A 25,024-nucleotide genomic window follows, 5' to 3' on the forward strand; every position below is an offset into this window, starting at 1 on the left:
CTTTTACGGCGCCGCTTGTGCGGCTGCCGCCTCATTCAATGCTTCTGCCGCCCTCTCCAACTCTTCCCGGCTTGTGTAGCGGCCAAAGCCGATCCGCACCGATCCGCGCGCCTGGGCATCGGTCAGCCCCAGCGCGCGCAGGACATGGCTAGGCCGCCCAGACCCGCTTGCGCAAGCGCTACCGAGCGAAAAAGCAACATTGCGACAATCCGACAACAGCCGCGCGCCATCTATGCCGTCGCGGCGCAGGTTCAGATTTCCGCGATAACGCGCCGTTTGCGACCCGTTGAGCGTCCAGTCCGCAAACAATGTGGCGGCCAGCGCGGCGAGGCTTTCCACATGGGCGCGGTCGCTGTCCGCCCGCTCGCGCATCAACCGCGCCGCAACGCCGAATCCGGCGCAGAGCGCAGGCGATAGCGTGCCGGACCGCAGCCCGCCTTCCTGTCCGCCGCCATGGATCAAGGACGTGGGCCGCACGCCGTCGCGCAGCCAGAGCGCGCCCACGCCCTTGGGACCATGGATCTTGTGCGCGCTGATTGCGACCATATCGCAGACGGAAGGGATCGGGATGCGGCCATAGCCCTGCACCGCATCGCACAGGAACAGCGCGCCGGCCCGGTGCGCCAGGTCGGCGAGGGCGGCGACCGGCTGGATCACGCCGATCTCGTTATTGACCAGCATGGCGACAACGAGTGCGACACCTGGAACGATGGCGCGGGCGGCGTCCTCCAGATCGACGATGCCGTCCGGCCCGACCGGCAGGACGGTCACATCCCGCCCGGTCCGGCGCATCGCCTCTGCCGTATCCAGCACCGCGGCATGTTCGGTCGCGATAGTGACGATGCCGCCCGGCGGCGCGCCCTGGATAGCGATGTTGAGCGCTTCGGTCGCGCCGGAGGTGAAGATCAATTGGCCGCCGGGCGGCAGCAGCCCGGCGATTGCGTTGCGGGCCGCCTCCACCTGCGCGGCAGCGGCGCGGCCCAATCGATGGGTGCTGTGCGGGTTGGCGAACTGGTCGCGCAGCAACGGCGCCATCGCGTCAAAGGCTTCGGGCGCGAGTGGGGTAGTCGCCTGATAATCCAGGTAAATCATTGACTTGCCCGTTCCGCCATACTTTTCCAGACTGCGATAAACCTGTCCATGTCGCTGTCGCATGTTTGCGGGCCGAAGCTGACGCGCACGACCTCCGCCGCGGCCGCCTCGTCCCAGCCCATCGCACCCAGCACATGGCTGGTCTTGAGCGAGCCGGACGAACAGGCGCTGCCTGCTGAGACGGAAATGCCGGCCAGGTCGAACTGGATCAACTGCGCACGGGCCGACAGGCCGGGCATACGGTAGCTGGCAATGACGGGCAGGCGCGGCGCATCGGGCGCCACGATGATGCCGCCCGCCGCCTCTATCCCTGCGTCCAGCCGGGCGCGCAGGGCGGCTGCGCGGGGCAGCCAGTCCTCCCGCGCCTCCAGCGCCGCCGCCATGGCAAGGATGGCGGGCAGATTTTCGGTCCCGGCGCGATAGCCCTGCTCCTGCCCGCCGCTCGGCTCGATCAGCGCCAGGTCGCACAGCAGCAGCGCGCCGATGCCGGGCGGGCCGCCGAATTTATGCGCGCTGATCGCGATCATGTCCGCGTCGGGCAGCGGCAGTTTGCCCGCGCTCTGGGCGCAATCGGCGAACAGGATCGCGCCGTCGCGATCAATCCGGTCGAGCGGCTGGATGACGCCGGTTTCATTGTTGACGTGCTGGATGGCGAGGAGTGTTCCTACCCTTGCTTGATCGTCATCCCCGCGAAGGCGGGAATGACGAAGAGAAAGGGCGAGACCAGCTGAAGTGACCGCCAGCCGATCCGCGCCCTTCGTCACGCGCAGCACCGCGTCATGTTCGACCGGCGATGTGACGACCCGCCCGGCCTTCGTGCGCAGCAGGCCGATGGCGATCGCCTCGCTCGCGCCGGAGGTGAAGATCACATGGCCATTCCAGCCCAGCGCCGCCGCGATGCGCGCACGCGCATCCTCCAGCTTGGCGCGGGCGGCGCGGCCGTCGGCATGGGGGCTGGACGGGTTGGCCCAGTTCGCCATCGCTTCCATCATCACGTCGCGCGCTGCGGGCAGCATCGGCGTGGTCGCGGCATGATCGAGATAAAGGCGGTCGGCGGCCAAGCGGCGTTACTCATTGATTGCGGAAATGGCGGCGGCTTCTATATAGGCGGTCTGCCGCGCAGCGCCAGCAATAGCATTTGCCTATGCGACTGTCTGTGCGATCCGCATCCATTCGCCGCCAGCCTATCCGGGCATGGTGGCCCAGAACGATAACAGGTGCCATGCCCGACGTCATTTTCCCCGGACCCGAAGGCCGCCTCGAAGGCCGCTTCAGCCCCCCGCCCCGCCCGCGCGCGCCGGTCGCCATGATCCTGCACCCCCATCCGCAGGCCGGCGGCACGATGAACGACCGCATCACCCAGGCGCTCTACAAGACCTTCGTGAAGCGCGGCTTCGCCGTGTTGCGCTTCAACTTCCGCGGCGTCGGCCGCAGCCAGGGCACATTCGACAATGGCATCGGCGAATTGTCCGACGCGGCGGCCGCGCTCGATTGGGTGCAGAGTTTTCATCCCGAAGCCCAGACCACCTGGATCGCGGGCATGTCATTCGGCGCATGGATCGGTATGCAATTGCTGATGCGCCGCCCGGAAATCCGCGGCTTCATCTCGGTCGCGCCGCCCGCCAACATGTACGATTTCTCCTTCCTCGCGCCCTGCCCCTCGTCGGGCATCATCGTGCAGGGCACGTCTGACGAAGTGGTGACCGCCAGCGCGGTGCAGAAGCTGGTCGACAAGCTGCGCACGCAAAAGGGCATCACCATCCATCATGACGAAATTCGCGGCGCGAACCATTTCTTCGAGCATGAACTCGACCAGTTGATGAAATCGGTCGACAATTATCTCGACATGCGTCTGTCACCGGACTCCCCGATCCGCTGAGCGATCGGGAAGTCGACGAACGAGAAAGGCCGCCCGCTAGGCGGCCTTTTTTTGTGTCATGTGAGGCTGGGAGGGGTGGATTTCCGCTATTCCCCTCCCGCCAGCGGGAGGGGGAAGATGTCCGATGCTGGTCGATTGCGGCCAACCGCTTTTACGTCCTCCCCTATATCTGCCGCTTGGCATCGAAGGGCGCGACGATCTTGCAGCGGTAGGCGCGCACTTCGTCGATCAGGCCGGTGTGCAGTTCGGTCGACAGGACCAGGGTCGACCGGTCCAGCCGCTCCAGCCGCCGCATGTCGCTGAGGAGGCCGCTGAACATCCCTCCGCCCTGCTGGACCAGGGTGATCGTCGCATCGTCCTGCGCCGCGATCTTGTTCCAGCCCTGGCCGCCTTCGCGCCACCGGCCAGCGGTGAAATCGATCACGATTTCCCGCACGGATCGGTCGTCGGCGGTACAGGACAGGCCGCGGATCTCCGCCGGAGCAGGCGGCACGGGCGAAACGGCCGGCGGCGGCGCTGGCGGCGCAGCATGGCCTGGGGCGGCAAGGCTGGAGGTCGCAATCAGGCAGCCAAGCGCTGTCAGGATGGTCGAGGCCGATCGGTTGAGCATGGCCTCGATCCTACCAGACATGCAGGACGCAGGATACCGGGTAGCGCAAGCCGCGCCCAGCCACCGCCCAAAGCGCCCTTTACCCCGGCCCATAATTTCCCGCTTGGCGCGCCGTCCGGCTGACGATAGCGGCTTGCGCCATGTCCGATGCGCCGAAACATGACGTTCGCCTGATCTGGAGCCGCTATTACAGCGCCTTCATCCCCGCCGGTCCGCCGGGACCGGGCTTCCTTGAGCGGCTAAAGGCGGCGAGTGGGGCGATCGGGGGGATCGCGGTGACCGGGCTGCTGTGCGGGCTGATGCTGGGCAATGGTCTGGCCCATCCGCTGCTGGTCGCACCGATGGGCGCGTCGGCGGTGCTGCTGTTCGCGGTTCCCGCCAGTCCGCTGGCCCAGCCCTGGCCGGTGCTGGGCGGCAACGTCATTTCCGCGCTGGTCGGTATCTTCGTGGCGAAGGCCGTTCCCGATCCCACCTTCGCCGCCGCGCTGGCGGTGGGCGCGGCGATCGCCATCATGTCGCTGCTCCGCTGCCTCCACCCGCCCGGCGGCGCGGTGGCGCTGTCCGCCGCGCTGGGCGTAAAGGGGGTGGCGAGCAGCTATCTGTTCGCGCTGGTGCCGGTGGGGGTGAACACCCTGCTGCTGCTGGTCGTGGCGGTCCTGTTCCATCGCATCGCCGGTCACAATTATCCCCATGTGGCGCCCAAAGCACCCGCCCCGCACGGCACCGCCGATCCCGCGCCGCTGCTGCGCGCCGGTCCGAGCGCGCAGGACGTGGCCGACGCGGTGCAGGGCTATGGCGATGCGCTGGACGTGGACCAAGCGGACCTGCGCCAGTTGCTGGCGGACGCCGAACTGCGCGCGGCCGAACGGCTGCATGGCGCGGTGCCCTGCGCGCAGATCATGGCGCGCGACGTGATCCATGTGCCCGCCAGCCAGCCGCTGCGCCAGGTGCGTGCGCTGATGCTTATGCGTGGCCTGTTGTCGCTGCCGGTGCTGGACGATGCAGGGCGGGTGCAGGGAATCATCGGCGCGCTGGACCTGAGCCGAGAGGGTGAGCGCGCCGGCGACATCGCCCGCCGCGCGCTGCTGGTCCATGCCGACACACCGGTCGCGCGGCTCATCGGCCCCCTGAGCAGCGGCGCGCGCCATGCCGCCATCGTCGTGGATGCCGACCAGAGATTACAAGGACTGGTGACGCAGACCGACCTGCTGGCGTCGCTGGCGCAGCGCTCTATTTCTGCTCCAGCGCCGACAGGTCCGGCCCCGGAATAGCGCTGATCGCGACGTTGCCGAACATGACAATCCCCGCAAGAATCATCAGGCCGCCGCGCTTGCGGTCGCCTTTCTTCACGATCGCGTAAACGCCGCCGCCCGTCAGCAACATGCCCGCGAGCATCAATATGGATAAAATCGTGCCAGCCATGGGCGTTGCCTTAAGCGCCAAGCTCGACGGTGGCAATTGCCGTCCTGTCCCCCTATGAGGCGCGCAGAACGAATCACCCCAGGAACGCAGGGGCCGCGCCTTATGAAAATCGCCATCGCTTCCGATCATGCCGCCACCGACCTGAAGGCGGAGCTTGCCCAATGGCTGCGCGACGAGGGCCATGCGGTCGCCGACCTTGGCCCCGCGACCGCCGACCGCGTCGATTATCCCGATTATGGTTACAAGCTCGCGACAGCGGTCGCGTCCGGCGCGGCGGAGCGCGGCATCGCGCTGTGCGGATCGGGCATCGGCATATCGATCGCGGTCAACCGCAACCCGGCCTGCCGCTGCGCGCTGGTGGGCGAGCCGCTGTCGGCCGCCCTGTCGCGCGAACATAATGACGCCAATGTCCTCGCCATGGGCGCCCGCCTGACCGGCGTGGACATGGCGAAAGCCTGCGTCACCGCCTTCCTCACCACTGATTTCGGCGGTGGCCGCCATGCCGGCCGCGTCGAAAAACTGTCCCAGCCCGCGCTCTGAAAGGAAGTTTCGATGAGCACAGACACCCTCGCCCCCGCCATCCGCCAGGACGGCTTCTTCAGCGAAGCCCTCGCCAGCGCGGACCCGGAAATCTTCGGCGCTTGTCGCAATGAGCTGAAGCGCCAGCAGGACAAGATCGAACTGATCGCGTCCGAGAACATCGTGTCGAAGGCGGTGCTGGAAGCGGCCGGTTCCATCTTCACCAACAAATATGCCGAAGGCTATCCGGGCAAGCGCTATTATGGCGGCTGCGAATATGCCGATGTGGTCGAGACGCTGGCGATCGAACGCGCGAAAGAGCTGTTCGGCGCCAACTTCGCCAACGTCCAGCCCAATAGCGGCAGCCAGATGAACCAGGCGGTGTTCCTGGCGCTGCTCCAGCCGGGCGACACCTTCATGGGCCTCGACCTGTCGTCGGGCGGCCATTTGACGCACGGGTCGCCGGTCAACATGTCGGGCAAGTGGTTCAAGCCGGTCGCCTATGGCGTGCGCGCGGACGATCATCTGATCGATATGGACGAGGTCGCCCGCATAGCGCGCGAATGCAAGCCAAAGCTCATCATCTGCGGCGGCACGGCCTATTCGCGCGTGTGGGACTTCAAGCGCTTCCGCGAAATCGCCGACGAGGTTGGCGCCTATCTGCTGGCCGACATGTCGCACTTCTCCGGCCTGGTCGCGGGCGGCGCGCATCCCTCGCCCGTCCCTTACGCCCATGTCACCACCACCACGACGCACAAGTCGCTGCGTGGCCCGCGTTCAGGCATCGTCCTGACCAATGACGAAGCGATCGCCAAGAAGATCAACAGCGCCATCTTCCCCGGTATGCAGGGCGGCCCGCTGATGCACATCATCGCGGCCAAGGCGGTGGCGTTCAAGGAAGCGCTGACGCCCGAATTCAAAGCCTATGCCCATCAGATCGTCGCCAACGCCCGCGCGCTGAGCGAGACGCTGGCCGATGCCGGCCTGTCGATCGTGTCGGGCGGCACCGACAATCATCTGATGCTGGTCGACCTGCGCGCCAAGAACACCACCGGCAAGGCCGCGGAAAAGGCGCTCGATCGCGCCTATATCACCTGCAACAAGAACAACGTGCCGTTCGACACGGCCAGCCCGTTCGTCACGTCGGGTGTCCGTTTGGGCACGCCTGCGGGCACGACGCGCGGCTTCCGCGAGGAAGAATTCCGCGAAATCGGCCGCCTGATCGCCGAGGTCGTGGAAGGCCTCAAGCGCAATGGCGACGAAGGCGATGGCCAGGTCGAGCAGCATGTGCGGGAAAAGGTGCTGGGCCTGACCGCGCGCTTCCCGATTTATTGACCCACACACCGTTCGCCCTGAGCGAAGTCGAAGGGCTTCACTGAACGAAGTGAAGTACCTTCGCTTCGCTCAGGCGACGGCTTCGACAGGCTCAGCCCGAACGGAGTGATATAATCCCATGCGCTGCCCTTTCTGCGCCCATGAAGACAGCCAGGTGAAGGACAGCCGGCCGACGGAAGATGGCAACGCCATCCGCCGCCGCCGCCAGTGCGAAGCCTGCGGCGCGCGCTTCACCACCTTCGAGCGCATCCAGTTGCGCGACATCTGGGTGGTGAAGAGCGAGGGGCGCAAGGAAGCGTTCGAGCGCGACAAGCTGGCCCGCTCCATCGGCATCGCCTGCCGCAAGCGGCCGATCGACCCTAGCCGCCTGGAAAAGCTGATCTCCGGCATCCAGCGCCAGTTGGAAACCAGCGGCGACAGCGAAGTCCCCGCCCGCGCGATCGGCGAAATGGTGATGGAAGGGCTCAAACGCCTCGACAGCGTCGCCTATATCCGCTTCGCCAGCGTCTATAAGGACTTCACCGACGCCAAGGATTTCGAGGAATTTGCAGGAACGGTGAAGGAAGTCGGGCGGGAGTGAGTTCTTACCTAATTCCTCTCCGTTCGGTTCGAACGAAGTCGAAGGCTTCTCTTCCCTCCGCCGTTCGTCCTGAGTAGCCATTGAGCGAAGTCGAAATGGCGTATCGAAGGACCATAGAATGACGTTCCATGCCTATATGTTGCGATGCGCAGACGGCAGCTATTATCTGGGGCATACAGATAATCTGGAGCAACGTGTCGCACAGCACCATTCAGGGGACATTCCTGGATATACGCAGAGCCGTCGCCCGGTCGCTCTGATCTGGAGCCAGGATTTCGGCACACGAGACGAAGCGCTTTCCGCCGAACAACAAATTAAGGGCTGGTCGCGAAAAAAGAAGGAAGCGTTGATCGTCGGAGATTGGGACGCAATCCGAAAGGCGGCGCGCAAATCCTTCGATACGGGGCTTCGACAAGCTCAGCCCCTACTCAGGATGAACGGAAATATGAACGAAGTTGCCCCCCTCCCCCCCGTCATCGTCCCCCCCGTCATCGTTCTGGTCCGCCCGCAACTGGGCGAGAATATCGGGAAGGCCGCGCGCGCGATGCTGAATTTCGGGCTGACCGACATGCGGCTGGTGACCCCGCGCGACGGCTGGCCCAATCCCGATGCCGGCCCGGCGGCGGCCGGCGCGGACTTCATCCTCGATAAGGCGCAGGTGTTCGAAACGCTGGCCGATGCGGTCGCGGACTGCGCGCATGTCTATGCCACCACGGTCCGCAAGCGCGGCGTGACCAAGCCGGTCGTGACACCGGAGGAGGCCGCGCGCGAAATCCATACAGCGCAGGGCCGCGCCGCCTATGTCTTCGGGCCGGAGCGGTCGGGACTGGAGACGGAGGATGTCGCGGTCGCGCGCAAGATCCTGACCGTGCCGATCAACCCGGAATTCGGGTCGCTCAATCTGGCGCAGGCGGTGATCCTGTGCGCCTATGAATGGTCGAAACAAGCCGATCTGGCACAGCCCACCATCACCGATCTGGGCGAACCTGCGCCACAGGCGGAACTGGAGGGCATGATCGAGCAGCTCGATGCGCTGCTGGTGAAGGTCGGCTATTTCTTCCCGCCCGACCGCGCCGGCGCGACCCGACTGACGCTGCGCAACCTGCTGACCAAGCCGGGCTGGAACCATCTGGAGGTACGGACGCTGCGTGGCGTGCTGTCGCATTTGAACCGGCCACGCGAACGCTGAATGCCCCCCTTCCGGGCAATTTACCCCCGCGTCCGGTCAAACTCCGCCATTTCATAAGCGATAGACGCTTCGACCAGCTCTTCCCACATCCCCGCGATCAGGTCGCAGGGCACGCCCAAAGCCTCAGCCTCGGCGCAGGCATTGGCGATCACCTCCGCCTTGCGCGCTTCGTCGCGCACGGCGCTGCGGTTCGGCTTTATCCGGGCGGCGGCGCGCATATGGGCGAAGCGCTGGGCCAGCAGGGCGACGATCTGGCGATCGAGATTGTCGACGCCGGCGCGCACCTGCGCCATGGTGGAATAATGTTCGGGAGTCATGCCTGCGGAATTAAGCTGCCGCCGCCATCGTGTCGAGACTTGACTCGCCGGCCTCTTCTGGTCATAGGCGCGCCTTCGCAATTGGCTCCGCATCCCGGTGAAGCGGTGGCCCTGCCCCTGAGCGATCAAACGCAAAACGGACGTAGGCGATACCGGGAATCACGTTGTTAGCAATTACTAGGAATTATCTATGACGAAGCGCACCAGCGCCAAGTACAAGCTCGACCGTCGCATGGGCGAGAATATCTGGGGCCGCCCCAAGTCGCCTGTCAACAAGCGCGAATATGGTCCCGGTCAGCACGGCCAGCGCCGCAAGGGCAAGATGTCCGACTACGGCATCCAGCTGCGCGCCAAGCAGAAGCTCAAGGGCTATTATGGCGACATCACCGAGAAGCAGTTCAAGAAGAACTATTTCGAAGCCAGCCGCATGAAGGGCGACACCGGCCAGAACCTGATCGGCCTGCTGGAGCGTCGCCTGGACGCCGTCGTGTACCGCGCCAAGTTCGCGCCGACCATTTTCTCGGCCCGTCAGATCGTGTCCCACGGCCACATCTATGTGAACGGCGTGAAGTGCAACATCGCGTCGCGTCTGGTGAAGCCGGGCGATGAAATCACCCTGGGCAAGAAGGCGCAGGAAATGGCGCTGGTTCTGGAAGCGCAGAACCTGCCTGAGCGTGACATCCCCGACTATGTCGCCCCCGACGGCGCCGCCAAGGTCAGCTATGTCCGCGTGCCCACGCTGGACGAAGTGCCTTACCCGGTGAAGATGGAACCGAACCTGGTCGTCGAATTCTATTCGCGTTAATCGGTTTTCCGAGCATAGCTACAAAGAAGGGCGGCCCTGCAAAGGAGCCGCCCTTCTTCTTTGCCCTAACGCTACAAGGGAAAAGGTCGCCCCCGTTGCCCGTCATTTCCGGCCGCCAGCAGGAAGTCGGCGCTCTTCTGCAGCATGTCCGCGCGTGCGTCGCTGTCGACCAGGCTATGCTCCAATCCGTCATAGATGACGAGTTGGCTGCGCTTGCCGCGCCCTCCAGCTTGCATTGGCAACCACCTTGCTTGCCCTTCTTCCCGCGCGGTGGCATCACTTGATCATTCGTACAATAAAGGGTGACTTCCATGCGTAGCTCCATCGCGGCGATCGCCGCCGTTCTTGCCCTGTCGGCCTGCGCGACCGACGGCGCCGACACCCCGCCCACCGCGGCATCCGCCACGCCGCCTGCCGCAGCTACCGCAGAACCGTCGATCGATACGATGAAGCGACTGGTGCAAGAGCTGTCCTCCGACGCCTATGAGGGCCGCGCGCCAGGTTCGCCCGGCGAGGAGAAAACGCTGGCGCTGCTGGCCGCGGAATTCGGCAAGCTGGGCCTCAAGCCCGGCAACAAGGGCAGCTGGTTTCAGGACGTGCCGCTGGTCGAGATCAATGCGAAGAATGTCTCGCCGCTCAGCTTCACCGGGGGCAAGAGCGCCGTCACCGCCGCCTATGGCCCGGAAATGGTGATCGGCACCTATCGCACCACCCAGCCGAAGATCGCGATCAAGGACAGCCCGGTGGTGTTCGTGGGCTATGGCATCAACGCGCCCGAAAAGGGGTGGAACGACTATGCCGGGCTGGATGTGAAGGGCAAGACGGTCATCATCCTGGTCAATGATCCCGATTATGAGACGCCGGGGTTGTCCGGCCCGTTCAATGGCCGGGCGATGACCTATTATGGCCGCTGGACCTATAAATATGAGGAAGCCGCGCGGCAGGGCGCGGCCGCCGCGATCATCGTGCATGACACTGTGCCGGCCGCCTATGGCTGGAATGTCGTGCAATCGAGCTGGACCGGAGCGCAGCATGTCGCCGACAGCGCCAACGGCAATGCCGGACAGAGCCAGGCGATCGGCTGGATTCAGAAGGAAAAGGCCGCCGCCCTGTTCGCCAGCGCGGGCCTGAACCTGGACGCGCAGATGGCTGCGGCGAAAAAGCCGGGCTTCAAGGCGGTGGCGCTGACGGGCGTGAAGGCCAATGTGTCCTTCGACAACGACCTGCGCAAACATATGTCGAAAAATGTCGTGGCGTTGCTGCCGGGCAAGACGCGGCCGGACGAATATGTCCTCTACAGCGCGCATTGGGATCACCTCGGCCATTGCCAGGCGGCGCCCGACGGCGACGACATCTGCAATGGCGCGGTGGACAATGCCACCGGCACGGCGGCACTGGTGGCGCTGGCGCAGGCCAATGTGCAGGCCGGGCCGACCGACCGCAGCCAGGTGTTCCTGGCGGTGACGGCCGAGGAATCGGGGCTGCTGGGATCGGCATATTATGGCAACAATCCGGTCTTCCCCTTCGCCAAGACGGTGGGCGGCGTGAACATGGACGCCTTGAGCGTCGCGGGCCTCGCCAGGAATGTCGTGGTGATCGGCAAGGGCAAGTCGCAGCTTGACGCCTATCTGGACCGGGCGTTGAGCGCGCAAGGCCGGGTATCGACGCTGGAGCCTACCCCGGAAAAGGGCTTCTACTATCGTTCCGACCATTTCAGCTTCGCCAAGCACGGCTTGCCGATGCTCTATTTCGAGGGCGGCGAGGATCTGGTGAAGGGCGGCGCCGCTGCGGGATTGGCCGCGGCGGAGGATTATACCAAGAACCGCTATCATGGCCCCAAGGACGAATATGATCCCAATTGGGACTGGACCGGGGTGCTGGCGGACCTGAAGCTCTATTACAGCGTAGGTCGCGACCTGGCGACCACGACCGACTGGCCCAACTGGGTGGACGGCGACGAATTCCGCGCCATTCGCGACAAGGATCGCGCGGGTAAGTAGAGGGAAGCGACCTATTCCCCGGCCGGGGAATAGGTCCAATTCTGCGCCTGGCTGCCATCCATCCTGGCGGTTTCCGCCATCAGCAGCCGCCCCTCGCGCCAGTAGCGGATGCGCTGGGGATAATCATGGTTCGGGTTGGCGAAGCTTATATCCCGCACCCCTTCCGCGACGACCGGGAAGATCGTTGCTGGCCCGCCTTCGGGCGCACCGTGGAAAGCCAGCGATCCGTCGGCCGCGCGCACGATGCGCATGACCTCCCAAGAGCGCAGCGTTTCCCCGCGTCCTGTTCGCCCGACGCCGATCATCGTGCCGCCACGCGGCAGGGTCCACACCTCCTCGGTCCAGCGATCGTCTCTCTGTTGCAGCCATTCGCCGGTCAGCCAGTCGGGCAACTCACCCGAATTGCTAATGGTTGGCAGCACCAGCAGCAGCGCCGCGGCAAGGATCGAAACTTGTCTCTTCATGATCTTCGCCCTCTGTCCACACGCTATCTGGCACGCTATGGAGCGCGCGCAACCCCCGCTATCACGGATCGGCGCCCTGCCGAGCAAGGATAAACGCCATGACTTTCCGTATGCCCGCCGAATGGGCGCCGCATGACTGGACCTGGATCGGCTTTCCGACCAACCCCGCCGAATGGCCCGGCGCGTTCGAGGAGGCGCGCGAACAGATCGCCGCCTTCGCCAGCGCCCTCCATGCCGACGGCAAGGGCGAGGAGGTGCGCCTGGTCGTCGCCAATGAAGCCGACGCGATCGCCGCTCGCGCGTTGGTGGCGCCGGGCGTATCGGTCATCGTCCACAGGCTGGGCGACGTATGGCTGCGCGACACCGCGCCGATCGCGGTGCTGAACGGCGCAGGGAGTCGCGCACTGGTCGATTTCGGCTTCAACGGCTGGGGCGGCAAGTACCGGATGCCGGGCGACGAGGATATCGGCGCGCGGCTGGCTGCGACCACCGATATGCCCGTTTCCACCCAGCATTGGGTGTTCGAAGGCGGCGCGATCGACACTGACGGCACCGGCCTGTTCGTGACGACCGAACAATGCCTGCTGAACCCCAATCGCAACCCGGACCTGGACCGCGGCAAGATCGAGACGCTGCTTGCCGGCGCGCTGGGCCTGTCGGACATGCTGTGGCTGGGCGACGGTTTGCTGAACGATCATACCGACGGCCATGTCGACAATCTTGCCCGCTTCGTCGCGCCGGGCAAGCTGGCGCTGCCGATCGCGACGACCGACGACGATCCCAATGCGGCCCTCTATGCCGACGCCCGCGGCCGCGCGAAGGCGCATGGCGTCGACGTGGTGGACGTCCCCTCCCCCGGCCTGGTGCTGGTGGATGGGGAGGCGATCCCGGCCAGCTACATGAATTTCTATGTCGGCAACGCCGCCGTCATCGTGCCGATCTATGGCCAGCCCAATGATCAGGCTGCGCTCGATGCCTTCCGCCCTTTCTTTCCGGGCCGGGATATTGTCGGGCTGCGCAGTGACGCCATATTGTCCGGCGGCGGCAGCTTCCATTGTTGCAGCCAGCAAATGCCATCCGTCTGATAGATTCAGGGACAGACATGACCAAAGTGACCGTAGCCGCGCTGCAACTCAGCTTTTCCGACGATATGGGCGAGAATATCGCCAAGGTTGCGGACCATGTGCGCAAGGCCGCCAGCCGCGGCGCGAAGATCATCCTGCCGCCCGAACTGTTCGAAGGGCCGTATTTCTGCCGGGTTGAAGACGAAGCGCTGTTCGCCAGCGCCCAGCCGATCGACACCCATCCCGCGGTGCAGGAAATGCGCAAGCTGGCGAAGCAACTGGGCGTCTATATCCCCACCAGCTTTTTCGAGCGCGACGGCCATCATCATTACAACTCGCTCGCGATGATCGATGACGCGGGCGAGATTATGGGCGTCTATCGCAAGAGCCATATTCCCGACGGTCCGGGCTATGAGGAAAAATATTATTTCCGCCCCGGCAATACGGGGTTCAAGGTGTGGTCGACCAAATATGGCACCATCGGCGTCGGCATCTGCTGGGACCAATGGTATCCCGAAACCGCGCGCTGCATGGCGCTGATGGGGGCGGAGATGCTCTTCTACCCCACCGCGATCGGCTCCGAACCCTATGACAGCGAGCTGGATACCAGCCGCATGTGGCGGCGGGCGATGATCGGCCATGCGGTCAGCAACTGTATGCCGGTGATCGCCGCCAACCGCATCGGCGACGAGGACGGCCAGCTCTTCTACGGCCACAGCTTCATCACCGACGAATGGGGCGATTTCGCCGCCGAAGCCGATGCGAAGGACCAGGGCGCGCTGGTGGCGACGCTGGACCTGGCCAAGGCGCGCATGCATCGCGCCGGCATGGGCTTCTTCCGCGATCGTCGGCCGGAGCTTTACGGCCGGATCACGCAGGATATCTGAATGGATGCGATCGATCAGCCTGACGATCTCAGCCGGCCGCAAAAGAGGCTGCTGAAGCGCTTATATAATGGGCGGACCGTCCCGGTCATGGCGGACGATCGCCCCTTCCTCCGCTATAAGGATGCGGCGCTCTATCTGCTGTCCCTACCCAGCGACGCGCGCGAGACCGCCTATACCCAGATGAAGGCGCAGGCCAGGGATGGCGTTCGATAGACGCGCGCCACCTCTATGTGCTGGCGCTGGGATCGAACCGGCCGCTGTCCGCCCGCCGCGCGCCCGCGCGGCTGCTGGCGGAGGCGATAGCGCTGATCGGCGAACAGGCGCGGGTGCTGCGCATCGCGCCCACGCTCTCCACCCCGCCGCTCGGCCCGTCGGCCCGCCGCTTCGCCAATAGTGCGATTCTGGTCGAAAGCGCGCTGTCCCCGCCCGCGATGCTGGCAATGCTTCAGCGCATAGAAAACAGGCTGGGCCGCCGCCGCTATCGCCGCTGGGGCGCGCGCAGCCTCGATATCGACATCATCCTCTGGTCGGGCGGCCGATGGCGCAGCCGGACGCTGACCATACCCCATGCCGCCTATCGCACCCGCAGCTTCGTCCTGACCCCGCTGCTGGCGGTGGCACCGGACTGGCGCGACCCGCATCTGGCGATCACCGTCCGCCATCTTCATGCGCGACTGCAAAAAGCCGCGCCAAAGTGTTGACCATCCGCCCCGCCGCCTTTAGGGCAGCCTCCACCGCTTCGGGGGTCCATAGCTCAGTCGGTAGAGCAACTGACTTTTAATCAGTAGGTCGCTGGTTCGAACCCAGCTGGACTCACCATTTCCCGTGATGGGCGCATCTTCATTGGCGCCCTGCCGCCGCTGTATTAAGGCGAGGCGGAACCGGAGCGCGCCGATGACCATCATCCTTTCGACAACACCGATCTATCAGGGCTGGCTCAACCTGCTGCTGGTGGCGATGCGAGCACCCGATGGCGCGGCGTTCGATCGGCATGTCGTGGAGATGCGCCGCGCCGTCGCCATATTGCCCTATGATCCCGATCGCCGGGTCGCGCTGGTCGTGTCGATGCCGCGCACCCCGGTCATGCTGGCGGGATTGCCCGACATGCTGGAGCCGATCGCCGGCATATTGGAGGATGAACCCGCCAATTGCGCCCGGCGCGAGGCGCTGGAGGAAGCGGGCGTCCGGCTGGGCGATCTCTTTCATCTCGGACAAATCTGGAGCATTCCCAGCGTCGTGACCGAGAAGATCGACTATTATCTGGCCGAATATCGCGCGGAGGACCGTATCGCCGCGGGCGGCGGGCTGGCCGAGGAGCAGGAACATATCACCGTCCACGAACTGCCGCTGGACGATCTTTGGACGCGGTTCGCCGACAAGCGGATCGGCGACGGCAAGCTGGCGATCACGCTGATGGCGTTGCGGCTGCGGCGACCGGACCTGTTCAGCGTGCCGGTCGCCTGATCGCCACCGCGCGCGCCGCCACTTCGACCGCATCATCGGGCAAATGGAAGCGGCAGGGTTGCGCGGCGCCATTGACGCAGATCGCGACCCCGCTCGCGCGATAGCGCAGCGTCAGGCGGCGGCGTGAGGGGTCTTCCCACTGGCCGACGGTCAGCGCCCGCCCATCTTCGTCCAGCCATTCGACGTCAGCGTCGGACAATAGCACCACGCCGCGCAGATCGGGCAGCTGCGCTCGCAGCGCCGCCAGCGCGAAGCTATGCGCCTCCAGATCGCGATTGCGCCCGTCCCAATCGATCCATCCGATCGCATTATCCTGCGCATAGGCGTTGTTGTTGCCGTGCTGGCTGCGGCCAAACTCGTCACCTGCGGTCAGCATGATCATACCGCGTGATGCGAACAAAGTGGACAGCAGCGCCTTGCCGTCGCGGATCCGCGCGGCCTGCACCGCCGGGTCGTCGCTCGGTCCCTCCACGCCATTATTCCAGCTGAAATTCTCGCCATGGCCATCGCGATTCTGCTCGCCATTGGCGTCGTTGCGCCGCTGTTCATAGGCGGTCAGGTCGGCCAGGGTGAAGCCGTCATGGGCCGCCAGGAAATTGACGCTGCGGGTCGCGCCATCGCTGAAAATGTCTGATGACCCAGCCAACCGCGTCGCGAATGCCCCCAACGTTCCCCCATCGCCGCGCCAGAAACGACGCATGTCGTCGCGATAACGGTCATTCCATTCCAGCCACCCCTCGCCGAAATTACCCAGTTGATAGCCGCCCGGCCCGATGTCCCAGGGTTCGGCGATCATGATGCGGTCCGCCAGCAATGGATCTGCGCGCATCTCATCTAGCAGCGGAGCGTGGGGATCGAAGCCGTCCGCCATCCGCCCCAGCGCAGGGCCAAGGTCGAAACGGAAACCGTCGATCCCGGCCTGCGCCACGAAGTAGCGCAGCGAATCGAGGATCAGGCGGCGCGCAACCGGCGCGTTGCAGGCGATACTGTTACCCGTGCCGGTGTCGTTGACCAGCCGCCCATCGGCTTCATGGCGGAAATAACCGCGCGCATCCAGCCCGCGCAGCGACAGGGTCGGCCCTTGGCAGTCGCTTTCGCCGTCATGATTATAGACCATGTCGAGGATCACGCCGATCCCGGCCTGATGCAGCGCCGCCACGGCTCCACGCAACTCCGCCATGCCGCCCGGCGCCAACCGCGGATCGATCGCGAAATAGCTGACCGGATTATAGCCCCAGGCGTTGGTGAGGCCGAGCGGCCCCAGATGCCGCTCGTCGATCCAGGCATTGATCGGCATCAGCTCGATCGCCGACACATGCAGGCTTTGGAGATGCGCGATCACCGCCGGATGGGCGAGCGCGGCGATGGTGCCGCGCTGCGCTTCCGGCACATCGGGATGCAGCATGGTGAAGCCGCGCACCTGCACTTCGTAGATCAGCCCGCCTGACGCGAAGCGGGGCGGTTCCGGAGGCGGCGGCTCGACGGCCGCCGCCACGACGCCCTTGGGCACCAGCGGCGCGGTGTCGCCCCCCTGCCCACGCCGCGCGCCCAGCGCCGGATCATAATGGAACGCCCGGTCGATCGCCGGCGCATAGGGATCGAGCAGCAGCTTGTCGGGATCGAACCACAGGCCCGCGCCCGGATCATAGGGACCATCGGCGCGCAAGCCATAGCGCGCGCCCGCGCCGACGCCTGCGGCCTCGCCATGCCAGCAGCCGTCCGCATCGCGCAGCATCGGCAGGCGGACCTCGCGATCGTCGCTATCGAACAGGCAAAGCCACAATTGGGCCGCGTCGGGGGACCAGACGCAAAAACGGGTGCCGCTTGGCCCCACCAACACGCCCGGCTTCACGCCGCCTCCGCCATCAGCGCACGATAAAGGTCGGCATATTTCGCCGCGCTATGGCGCCAGGAGAAGTCGGCGCGCATTCCGGCGCGCTGCATCGCCTGCCACGCCAGCTTGTCGCCGTGCAGATCGATCAGCCGGTTGATCGCGCCATGCAGCGCCAGCGGATCGGACGGCATGAAGACGATGCCCGTCGCCGCGCCTGCGCCCACCGCGGCCTCATTGGCGTCGATCACCGTGTCCGCCAGCCCACCGACCCGCGCCACCACCGGCACGCAGCCATAGCGTAGCGCATACAACTGGGTCAGGCCGCACGGTTCGAAGCGCGAGGGGATCAATATAGCGTCGCCACCCGCCTGCATCAGGTGCGACAGCGGCTCGTCATAGCCGATCTGCACGCCGATCCGCCCCCGATGCCGGTCCGCCGCGCCCAGCAGCGCGCCTTCCAGCGGATGATCGCCCGATCCCAGCACGGCCAGCTTGCCGCCCATCGCGACCAGATGTTCGGCCGCGTCGATCATCATGTCCATGCCCTTCTGCCAGGTCAGGCGACTGACGATGATGCAGATCGGCGCGCCGTCATGGTCCAGCCCAAAACGCCGTTCGAGCGCGCGGCGGTTCGCCGCCCGGCCGCCCAGTGCGCGCGCGCTGTACGGCTTGGCGATCAGGCCGTCGGTCGCCGGGTTCCAGATGTCGGTATCGACGCCATTCAATATGCCGTGCAGCCGGTCGACCCGGCCGTTGATCAGGCCATCCAGCCCCATGCCATGGACCGCGGACCGGATTTCCTGTGCATAGGTTGGGCTGACCGTGGTGATCGCGTCGGCCGAAACAAGGCCCGCTTTCAGATAGCCGGTGCCGCCATAATATTCGACGCCGTCCACGCCCCAGGCTTCGGGCGGCAGACCAAGGTCGGGGAAGATGCCCGCGCTATATCGCCCCTGAAAGGCCAAATTGTGGATCGTCACGACCTTGGGCACCTGCGCCGCCGGGCCGAAACGCATATAGGCGGCGGTCATCGCCGCCTGCCAGTCATGGACATGGACGATGTCGGGCCGCCAGCCCTTCACCCCGTCCGCCGCGATGTCCGCCCCTGCGCGCGACAGCGCGGCGAAGCGCCGCCAATTGTCGTTCCAGTCATTGCCGCCATGATCGCCATAGGGGCCGCCTTCGCGCGCGAAAAAGTCCGGCGCGTCCAGCACCAGCAAATCCAAGCCATCGACCGTCGCGGCCAGCACGCTGGCGCCCGCTCCGAACAGGGCGTCGTAGCGGCGCACCGCTTTCGCCTTGCCCAGCCGGGCGATGACAGCAGGATAGCCGGGCACCAGCGTGCGTACCTGCACCCCCTGCCCCGCCAGCGCGCCGGGCAGCGCGCCCGCGACATCGGCAAGCCCCCCGGTCTTGATCAGCGGATAGATTTCGGATGCGACCGACAGCAGCTTGATCGTCATGGCGCGGGTCAGGCGACCAGCCGGTCGATCATCGGCTGCGTCACCAGGCATATGCCGCTGTCGGTGCGGCGGAAACGCTGCGCATCCTCTTCGGGATGTTCGCCGATGATGAGCCCCGGCGGGATGATGATCCCGGAGTCGAGCACGCATTTATGCAGCCGCGCCCCGCGCCCGATCTCGCAATCGGGCATGATGACGCTTTCCGTCACCGACGAGAAGCTGTGGGTGCGCACCCCCGAAAACAGCAGGCTGCGATGCAGCGAGGAGCCGGACACGATACACCCGCCCGCCACCAGCGAGGATGTGGCCGAACCCCGGCGACCATCTTCGTTATGGACGAACTTGGCCGGCGGCGTGACTTCCGAATAGGTCCAGAGCGGCCAGCTGCGATCATACAGGTCCAGGCTGGGCACCACGTCGGTCAGGTCGACGCTCGCCTGCCAATAGGCGTCGATCGTGCCGACATCGCGCCAGTAAGGCTCCAGCTCGCTTTCGGCGCGGACGCAGCTGCTGGAGAAGCGATGCGCCACCGCTTTACCATGCTTGACGATATAGGGGATGATGTCGCCGCCGAAATCGCGCTTACTCTTGGGATCATCGGCGTCGCGGCGAAGCTGTTCGATCAGGAATTTGGTCTGGAAGACGTAGATGCCCATCGACGCCAGCGCCATGTCCGGCTGGCCGGGAATGCCCGGCGGGTTTTTGGGCTTTTCGATGAAGTCGGTGATGACGTCCTTCTCATCGACATGCATGACGCCAAAGCCGACCGCCTCCATCCGTGGCACCTCCAGGCATCCGACGGTGACGTCCGCGCCACTGTCGACATGCTGTTGCAGCATCAGCTCATAGTCCATCTTGTAGACATGGTCGCCGGCCAGCAGCACCATATATTCGGGCGCATAGCTTTCGATGATGTCGATATTCTGGAACACCGCATCGGCGGTGCCTTCATACCACTGGCTTTCCGACACGCGCTGGCTGGCGGGCAAGATGTCGAAGCTTTCATTGCGCTCGGGGCGCAGGAAGTTCCAGCCGCGTTGCAGATGCCGGATCAGCGAATGGGCCTTATATTGGGTCGCAACGCCGATGCGGCGGATGCCGCTGTTGAGCGCATTGGACAAAGCGAAATCGATGATCCGCGCCTTGCCGCCGAAATGGACGGCGGGTTTCGCGCGCTTGTCGGTCAGTTCCGCCAACCGGCTGCCACGTCCGCCGGCCAGCACATAGGCCATGGCGTCACGCGCGATCGGCTGATGTCTCGTCTGCATTAAGCCTCTCCTTGCGTTGCCCGCTATCGCCTGCACATGACTGCCTGCACGCGCCGTCCGTGTTCAATAATCCAATTCCAGCATCAAGGTTGCAAAGGGCGGGATGGTGATGTTCGCCCATCCTTCCTCGTCCGCCTGCACCTGTCCCATATTGCCCGCGCCGCCGCCGCCATAATCGGCCGCGTCGCTGTTCACTATTTCCCGCCAGCGCCCGCCCGACGGCAGGCGTATGCGATAGCCATGGCGGAGCATCGGGGTGAAATGGCTGATGATGACGATCGGCCGGACGCCGGGCGCGCGCCGTTGCCAGGCGAAGATCGAATCCGCCGCGCCATCCACCAGCACCCATTCGAACCCTTCCGGCTCACAATCGCGCTCATGCAGCGCCGGGCGGGAGCGGTAGAGATGGTTGAGATCGCTCACCAGCCGCTGCACGCCCAGATGCGGGCCATGGTCGAGCAGATCCCAGTCGAGCGGGCGCTCCTCGCTCCATTCGTCGCGCTGGGCGAATTCCTGCCCCATGAACAGCAGCTTCTTGCCGGGATAGCCCCACATAAAGCCATAATAGGCCCGCAGCGTCGCGAATTTCTGGGCATCGTCGCCCGGCATCTTGTGCAACAGCGACGCCTTGCCATGCACCACCTCGTCATGGCTCAGCGCGAGCACGAAATTTTCGGTAAAGGCGTAGAGCAAGCCGAAGGTGATATCGTCATGATGATGGGCGCGATGCACCGGGTCGCGCTGCAGATAGCGCAGCGTGTCGTGCATGAAGCCCATATTCCATTTGAAGCCGAAGCCCAGCCCGCCGGTGTGGACGGGTTTCGACACGCCGGGCCAGCTGGTCGATTCCTCCGCAATGGTCACGATGCCGGGCTGCGCGCCATACAGCGCCTTGTTCATCTGCTGAAGGAAGGCCACCGCCTCCACATTTTCCCGGCCGCCATGGTCGTTGGGCACCCATTCGCCGGGCTTGCGCGAATAATCGAGGTAGAGCATCGAGGCGACCGCGTCGACGCGCAGGCCATCGACATGATAGCGTTCGGCCCAGAACAGCGCATTGTTGACCAGATATTGCGATACTTCGCGCCTGCCGAAATTATAGATGGCGGTGTTCCAGTCGGGGTGGAACCCCTTGCGCGGGTCGGCATGTTCGTAGAGCGCTGTCCCGTCGAAATGCGCCAACCCATGTTCGTCGGTCGGGAAATGCGCCGGCACCCAGTCCAGAATGACGCCGACCCCCGCCCGATGCGCCCCGTCCACAAAGCGCGCGAACCCCGCCGGATCGCCGAACCGCGCGGTCGGCGCATACAGGCCCAGCGTCTGATATCCCCAACTGGGATCATAGGGATATTCGCTGATCGGCAGAAATTCGATATGGGTGAAGCCCATGCCGACGACATAGGGGATCAGGCGGTTGGCCAGTTCGTCCCAACTGAGAAAATCGCCCGCGTCGTCGCGCTGCCATGACCCGGCATGGACTTCGTAGATCGACACGGGCTGACGACGCGCGTCGGTGGTGCGCCAATGTTGGCGATGCCGGTCGTCGCCCCATTTGTGATCCAGCGGCGGCGCGACGATCGATGCGGTGGAGGGCCGCAATTCGCTCTGGAAGGCATAGGGATCGGCCTTGAGCGGCAGGCGCACGCCGTCCGCGCCGATGATTTCGAACTTGTACGCGCTGCCAGGCCCAACTTCGGGCAGGAAAATCTCCCACAGGCCCGCATCGACGCGACGACGCATCAGACCGCGCCGCCCATCCCAGCGGTTGAAGTCGCCCACCACCGACACGCGCCGCGCATTGGGCGCCCAGACCGCGAAATGCGTGCCCTCGACCCCCTCATGAGTCATGAAATGGGCGCCCAACTTGTCGAACAGGCGGCCGTGCGATCCTTGCGCCAGATAATGATCGTCCATCGGCCCCAGCACCGGCCCGAAGCCATAAGGATCGACCAACGCATAGCTGCCGCCATCCCCAAAGGTGGCGACATAGCGCAGCGGCTGGCGCTTGCGGATCGCGACCTTGCCGAAGAACAGCCCGTCGCCATGGACCTGCGCCAGATCGCCGACCGGTTTGCGGTCCAGCGTCTGCGCCGTCACGCTGACCGCTTCGGGCATCAAGACGCAGGCGGTGAAATCCTTGTTCGCCGGATGCACGCCAAGCGTGGCGAAGGGATCGTCGTCAAGGCCCGTGACCAGCCGGTCGATCTGTTCCGGCGTCAACGCCACCCTATCCCTCGCTTACGCTCATGACGTGATCTTCCAGATGTCGGCCGCATATTCGCGGATCGTGCGGTCGGACGAGAACCATCCCATGCGCGCGACATTGTGAATGGCCTTCTTCGCCCAGAGCGACTGGTCCATCCAGAGCGCATCGACCTGACGCTGGGCCGCGGAATAGCTGTCGAAATCGGCCGCGACCATGAACCAGTCATGATCATATAATCCCTGCACCAACCCCTTGTAGCGGTCCGGGTCGTCGGGCGAAAAGACGCCGCTGGCGATCGCATCGAGCGCCTGCCCCAGTTCGCGGCTCTGACCGATCACATCGCGCGGGACATAGCCGCTGGCGCGCTGGTCGTTCACCTCCTGCGCCGTCAGGCCGAAGATGATGATATTATCCGCGCCCACATGATCGCGCATTTCGACATTGGCGCCGTCCAGCGTGCCGATGGTCAGCGCGCCATTGACCGCGAACTTCATGTTGCCGGTGCCGGACGCTTCCATGCCCGCGGTCGAAATCTGTTCGGAAAGGTCGGCGGCTGGGATCATCACCTCCGCCATGGATACGTTGTAATTGGGCACGAATTGCAGCTTGAGCAGCCCTTGCACCGCCGGATCGTGATTGACCGCGCGGGCGACATCGCCGGCCAGTTTGATGATCAGCTTGGCGTTATGATAGCTGGACGCCGCCTTGCCACCGAACAGCTTGGCGCGCGGCACCCAGTCCTTTTCCGGGTGCGAGCGGATCTGGTCGTAGAGCGACACGGCCTCCACGATGTTGAGCAGCTGGCGCTTATATTCGTGGATGCGCTTGATCTGGATGTCGAACAGCGCGGCGGGGTCGATCCGGGCATTGAACCGCTTGCGCAGCAAGTCCGACAGGGCGCCCTTGTTGGCGCGCTTCACCGCCAGGAACTTCTCCTGGAACCCGCTGTCGTCGGCAAATCCGTCCAGATCGCGCAGCGCTTGCGCGTCGTCCAGGAAACGGTCGCCGATCGCCTCGCGGATGAGGCCGGTCAGACCTGGATTGCACTGCATCAGCCAGCGGCGGAAAGTGACGCCGTTGGTCTTGTTGTTGATCCGCGTGGGATAGAGTGTGTGCAGGTCGGCAAAGACCGTGACCTTCATCAGATCGGTATGCAGCGCCGACACGCCATTGACGCTGTGCGACCCGGCGAAGGCGAGGTTGCCCATGCGCACGCGCCGGTCGCCGCCTTCGTCGATCAGCGATATCGTGCCGATCGCATCGTCGGTGAACTGCCCGGATCGCCGGGCCTCCCCCAGCAGGCGGCTGTTGATCGCATAGACGATCTGCATATGCCGGGGCAGCAGTCGTTCGAACAGCGGCACCGGCCAGCTTTCCAGCGCTTCGGGCAGCAAGGTGTGGTTGGTGTAGCTGAAGGTGCGCCGGGTGATGTCCCACGCCTCGGCGAAATCCACGCCATGATCGTCCAGCAGGATGCGCATCAGCTCCGCCACCGCCACTGCGGGATGGGTGTCGTTGAGCTGGATCGCCGCCTTGTCCGGGAGGGTCAGGATGCTACCGAAATATTGGATGTGCCGCCGGACGATGTCCTGCAACGAGGCGGAGGAGAAGAAATATTCCTGCCGCAGCCGCAATTCCTGCCCCGCCGCGGAACTGTCGGCGGGATAGAGGACGCGGGTCAGCGATTCCGCCCGGTTGCTCTCGGCCAGCGCGCCCATATGGTCGCCGGCATTGAACTTGTCGAGCAGGATAGGATCGATCGGCTGCGCTTCCCAGAGGCGCAACGTATTGATCCGCTTGCCACGCCAACCCGCGATCGGCGTGTCATAGGGGGTGGCGATGACGCGCTCGGCCGGTCGCCAGCGCATCTGGTGCGGCCCGGCATCCTCGCCCTCGGCCGGATCGACCCGGCCGCCAAAGCCGATCTCGTAACTCGCCTCGCGCCGCTCAAACTCCCACGGATTGCCGTGCGCCAGCCAGTTTTCTGGCAGTTCGACCTGCCAGCCGTCGCTGATCTCCTGCCGGAACATGCCGTTCACATAGCGGATGCCATAGCCATAGGCCGGCACGTCGACTGTCGCCATGCTTTCCATGAAGCAGGCCGCCAGCCGCCCCAGCCCGCCATTGCCCAGCGCCGCGTCCGGTTCCAGCGCGGCGATGATGTCGATATCGACCCCCAGAGAGGCAAGCGCCGCCTGCATGTCATCCAGCATTTCCATGTTGGACGCCGCATCGCGCATCAGCCGGCCGATCAGAAATTCCAGGGACAGATAATAAACCCGCCGTCCTTCTTCCTCATAGGTTTTCTGGGTCGAGGTGATCCAGGCGTCGATCACCCGATCACGGATCGCCAGGATGACGGCGTGGAGCCAGTCATGCGGCTTGGCCGCGGCCGCATTCTTGCCGATGCGATAGGTCAGGCGCTCGACAATTTCATGGGCCAGGACTTCCGGGTCCACCTGCCGCGGTGCGGGTATGGGAAGCTTGGTCTGGCCCTTGAGATTCACAGGCGCGGTCCCCCTTCGCTGAGTCGGACCCGATGATGACACAGCCCCCCGCGCCGCGCCATGCACATTTTTGCAGCGCAGCAAGAAATATCGGCTGTTTTCAGCCGTTTTCGCTGGAA

The 25,024-nt window shown here is 64.9% G+C and carries 25 protein-coding genes and 1 tRNA gene; 14 read left to right on the forward strand and 12 right to left on the reverse strand.

Annotation, left to right across the window (positions count from 1 at the left end; all coding sequences use genetic code 11):
- Positions 1-3 precede the first annotated feature (3 nt).
- Positions 4-1,092 (reverse strand): cysteine desulfurase family protein, encoded by a 1,089-nt coding sequence (locus V473_RS09460; protein ID WP_066603004.1) that lies wholly within the window; start codon positions 1,090-1,092, stop codon positions 4-6.
- On the reverse strand, positions 1,089-2,153 hold the full coding sequence (locus V473_RS09465) for a cysteine desulfurase family protein (protein WP_066603008.1): 1,065 nt from the start codon (positions 2,151-2,153) through the stop codon (positions 1,089-1,091). Before V473_RS09465 ends, V473_RS09460 begins: the two co-directional genes overlap by 4 nt.
- Positions 2,154-2,314: 161 nt before the next feature.
- On the opposite strand from V473_RS09465, the gene V473_RS09470 reads away from it, so the two are divergent.
- On the forward strand, positions 2,315-2,971 hold the full coding sequence (locus tag V473_RS09470) for an alpha/beta hydrolase (RefSeq protein WP_066603011.1): 657 nt from the start codon (positions 2,315-2,317) through the stop codon (positions 2,969-2,971).
- A gap of 163 nt (positions 2,972-3,134) precedes the next feature.
- On the opposite strand, the gene V473_RS09475 is transcribed toward V473_RS09470, so the two are convergent.
- Positions 3,135-3,581: a hypothetical protein gene (locus V473_RS09475; protein WP_066603012.1), complete on the reverse strand. Its 447-nt coding sequence runs from the start codon at positions 3,579-3,581 to the stop codon at positions 3,135-3,137.
- Between the two features lie 140 nt (positions 3,582-3,721).
- Here V473_RS09475 and V473_RS09480 point away from each other — a divergent pair, with 140 nt between their 5' ends.
- Positions 3,722-4,852 (forward strand): HPP family protein, encoded by a 1,131-nt coding sequence (locus tag V473_RS09480; protein WP_066603015.1) that lies wholly within the window; start codon positions 3,722-3,724, stop codon positions 4,850-4,852.
- Here V473_RS09480 and V473_RS09485 read toward each other — a convergent pair.
- Positions 4,812-5,003 carry a hypothetical protein gene (locus V473_RS09485; RefSeq protein ID WP_066603018.1) on the reverse strand — a complete coding sequence of 64 codons (192 nt, stop codon included), beginning with the start codon at positions 5,001-5,003 and terminating at the stop codon, positions 4,812-4,814. The two genes, V473_RS09480 and V473_RS09485, sit on opposite strands and share 41 nt — an antisense overlap.
- A 102-nt stretch (positions 5,004-5,105) precedes the next feature.
- Between V473_RS09485 and rpiB the strand changes: the two genes are divergently transcribed.
- The 4 genes from rpiB to V473_RS09505 all read left to right on the forward strand — a co-directional run bounded on the left by rpiB (position 5,106) and on the right by V473_RS09505 (position 8,626).
- Complete coding sequence (rpiB, locus tag V473_RS09490) at positions 5,106-5,543, forward strand: ribose 5-phosphate isomerase B (protein ID WP_066603021.1); 438 nt, start codon at positions 5,106-5,108, stop codon at positions 5,541-5,543.
- A gap of 12 nt (positions 5,544-5,555) precedes the next feature.
- The gene (glyA, locus tag V473_RS09495) at positions 5,556-6,857 is read left to right on the forward strand and encodes a serine hydroxymethyltransferase (RefSeq protein WP_066603023.1); all 1,302 of its coding nucleotides are present in this window, start codon (positions 5,556-5,558) and stop codon (positions 6,855-6,857) included.
- A gap of 118 nt (positions 6,858-6,975) precedes the next feature.
- The gene (nrdR, locus tag V473_RS09500) at positions 6,976-7,437 is read left to right on the forward strand and encodes a transcriptional regulator NrdR (protein ID WP_056681966.1); all 462 of its coding nucleotides are present in this window, start codon (positions 6,976-6,978) and stop codon (positions 7,435-7,437) included.
- Between the two features lie 118 nt (positions 7,438-7,555).
- Complete coding sequence (locus tag V473_RS09505; RefSeq protein WP_082679054.1) at positions 7,556-8,626, forward strand: TrmH family RNA methyltransferase; 1,071 nt, start codon at positions 7,556-7,558, stop codon at positions 8,624-8,626.
- A 20-nt stretch (positions 8,627-8,646) separates the two neighbouring features.
- Here the strand turns inward: V473_RS09505 and V473_RS09510 are convergent, their stop codons facing one another.
- The gene (locus tag V473_RS09510) at positions 8,647-8,943 is read right to left on the reverse strand and encodes a chorismate mutase (RefSeq protein WP_066603025.1); all 297 of its coding nucleotides are present in this window, start codon (positions 8,941-8,943) and stop codon (positions 8,647-8,649) included.
- Positions 8,944-9,133: 190 nt separating this feature from the next.
- Here V473_RS09510 and rpsD point away from each other — a divergent pair, with 190 nt between their 5' ends.
- Positions 9,134-9,748: a 30S ribosomal protein S4 gene (rpsD, locus tag V473_RS09515; RefSeq protein WP_066603027.1), complete on the forward strand. Its 615-nt coding sequence runs from the start codon at positions 9,134-9,136 to the stop codon at positions 9,746-9,748.
- 71 nt (positions 9,749-9,819) lie between these two features.
- Here the strand turns inward: rpsD and V473_RS23515 are convergent, their stop codons facing one another.
- Complete coding sequence (locus tag V473_RS23515; RefSeq protein WP_330219415.1) at positions 9,820-9,984, reverse strand: hypothetical protein; 165 nt, start codon at positions 9,982-9,984, stop codon at positions 9,820-9,822.
- 75 nt (positions 9,985-10,059) lie between these two features.
- On the opposite strand from V473_RS23515, the gene V473_RS09520 reads away from it, so the two are divergent.
- Complete coding sequence (locus V473_RS09520) at positions 10,060-11,748, forward strand: M28 family peptidase (RefSeq protein ID WP_066603030.1); 1,689 nt, start codon at positions 10,060-10,062, stop codon at positions 11,746-11,748.
- A gap of 11 nt (positions 11,749-11,759) precedes the next feature.
- Here V473_RS09520 and V473_RS09525 read toward each other — a convergent pair whose 3' ends face one another.
- Positions 11,760-12,212, reverse strand: a complete 453-nt coding sequence (locus V473_RS09525) for a DUF6265 family protein (protein WP_066603033.1) — start codon at positions 12,210-12,212, stop codon at positions 11,760-11,762.
- A 98-nt stretch (positions 12,213-12,310) separates the two neighbouring features.
- Between V473_RS09525 and V473_RS09530 the strand changes: the two genes are divergently transcribed.
- The 6 genes from V473_RS09530 to V473_RS09555 all read left to right on the forward strand — a co-directional run bounded on the left by V473_RS09530 (position 12,311) and on the right by V473_RS09555 (position 15,627).
- A complete protein-coding gene (locus tag V473_RS09530) occupies positions 12,311-13,297 on the forward strand; it encodes an agmatine deiminase family protein (protein ID WP_066603036.1) in 987 nt (328 codons plus the stop codon).
- Positions 13,298-13,314: 17 nt separating this feature from the next.
- Positions 13,315-14,163: an N-carbamoylputrescine amidase gene (gene aguB, locus V473_RS09535; protein WP_066603038.1), complete on the forward strand. Its 849-nt coding sequence runs from the start codon at positions 13,315-13,317 to the stop codon at positions 14,161-14,163.
- Entirely contained in the window at positions 14,164-14,376 is a 213-nt protein-coding gene (locus V473_RS09540; protein WP_066603044.1) for a hypothetical protein, read from the forward strand.
- 17 nt (positions 14,377-14,393) lie between these two features.
- The gene (folK, locus tag V473_RS09545; RefSeq protein ID WP_244884362.1) at positions 14,394-14,864 is read left to right on the forward strand and encodes a 2-amino-4-hydroxy-6-hydroxymethyldihydropteridine diphosphokinase; all 471 of its coding nucleotides are present in this window, start codon (positions 14,394-14,396) and stop codon (positions 14,862-14,864) included.
- A gap of 42 nt (positions 14,865-14,906) precedes the next feature.
- A tRNA-Lys gene (locus V473_RS09550) sits at positions 14,907-14,982 on the forward strand.
- Positions 14,983-15,057: 75 nt separating this feature from the next.
- Positions 15,058-15,627: an NUDIX domain-containing protein gene (locus tag V473_RS09555; protein ID WP_066603053.1), complete on the forward strand. Its 570-nt coding sequence runs from the start codon at positions 15,058-15,060 to the stop codon at positions 15,625-15,627.
- Here V473_RS09555 and glgX read toward each other — a convergent pair.
- The 5 genes from glgX to V473_RS09580 form a co-directional block, all read right to left on the reverse strand.
- Positions 15,608-17,479 (reverse strand): glycogen debranching protein GlgX, encoded by a 1,872-nt coding sequence (glgX, locus tag V473_RS09560; RefSeq protein WP_244884363.1) that lies wholly within the window; start codon positions 17,477-17,479, stop codon positions 15,608-15,610. The two genes, V473_RS09555 and glgX, sit on opposite strands and share 20 nt — an antisense overlap.
- Positions 17,476-18,924, reverse strand: coding sequence for a glycogen synthase GlgA (gene glgA / locus V473_RS09565; RefSeq protein ID WP_066603059.1), 1,449 nt, complete (start codon positions 18,922-18,924; stop codon positions 17,476-17,478). Before glgA ends, glgX begins: the two co-directional genes overlap by 4 nt.
- Before the next feature lie 8 nt (positions 18,925-18,932).
- A complete protein-coding gene (glgC, locus tag V473_RS09570) occupies positions 18,933-20,192 on the reverse strand; it encodes a glucose-1-phosphate adenylyltransferase (RefSeq protein WP_066603060.1) in 1,260 nt (419 codons plus the stop codon).
- A 63-nt stretch (positions 20,193-20,255) separates the two neighbouring features.
- Complete coding sequence (gene glgB / locus V473_RS09575) at positions 20,256-22,418, reverse strand: 1,4-alpha-glucan branching protein GlgB (RefSeq protein WP_066603062.1); 2,163 nt, start codon at positions 22,416-22,418, stop codon at positions 20,256-20,258.
- A gap of 18 nt (positions 22,419-22,436) precedes the next feature.
- Positions 22,437-24,905: a glycogen/starch/alpha-glucan phosphorylase gene (locus V473_RS09580; protein ID WP_066603063.1), complete on the reverse strand. Its 2,469-nt coding sequence runs from the start codon at positions 24,903-24,905 to the stop codon at positions 22,437-22,439.
- Between the last annotated feature and the right edge of the window lie 119 nt (positions 24,906-25,024).

Origin of the sequence: Sphingobium cupriresistens LL01 (genome assembly GCF_001046645.1) — a bacterium.
Classification (GTDB): Bacteria; Pseudomonadota; Alphaproteobacteria; order Sphingomonadales; family Sphingomonadaceae; genus Sphingobium; species Sphingobium cupriresistens.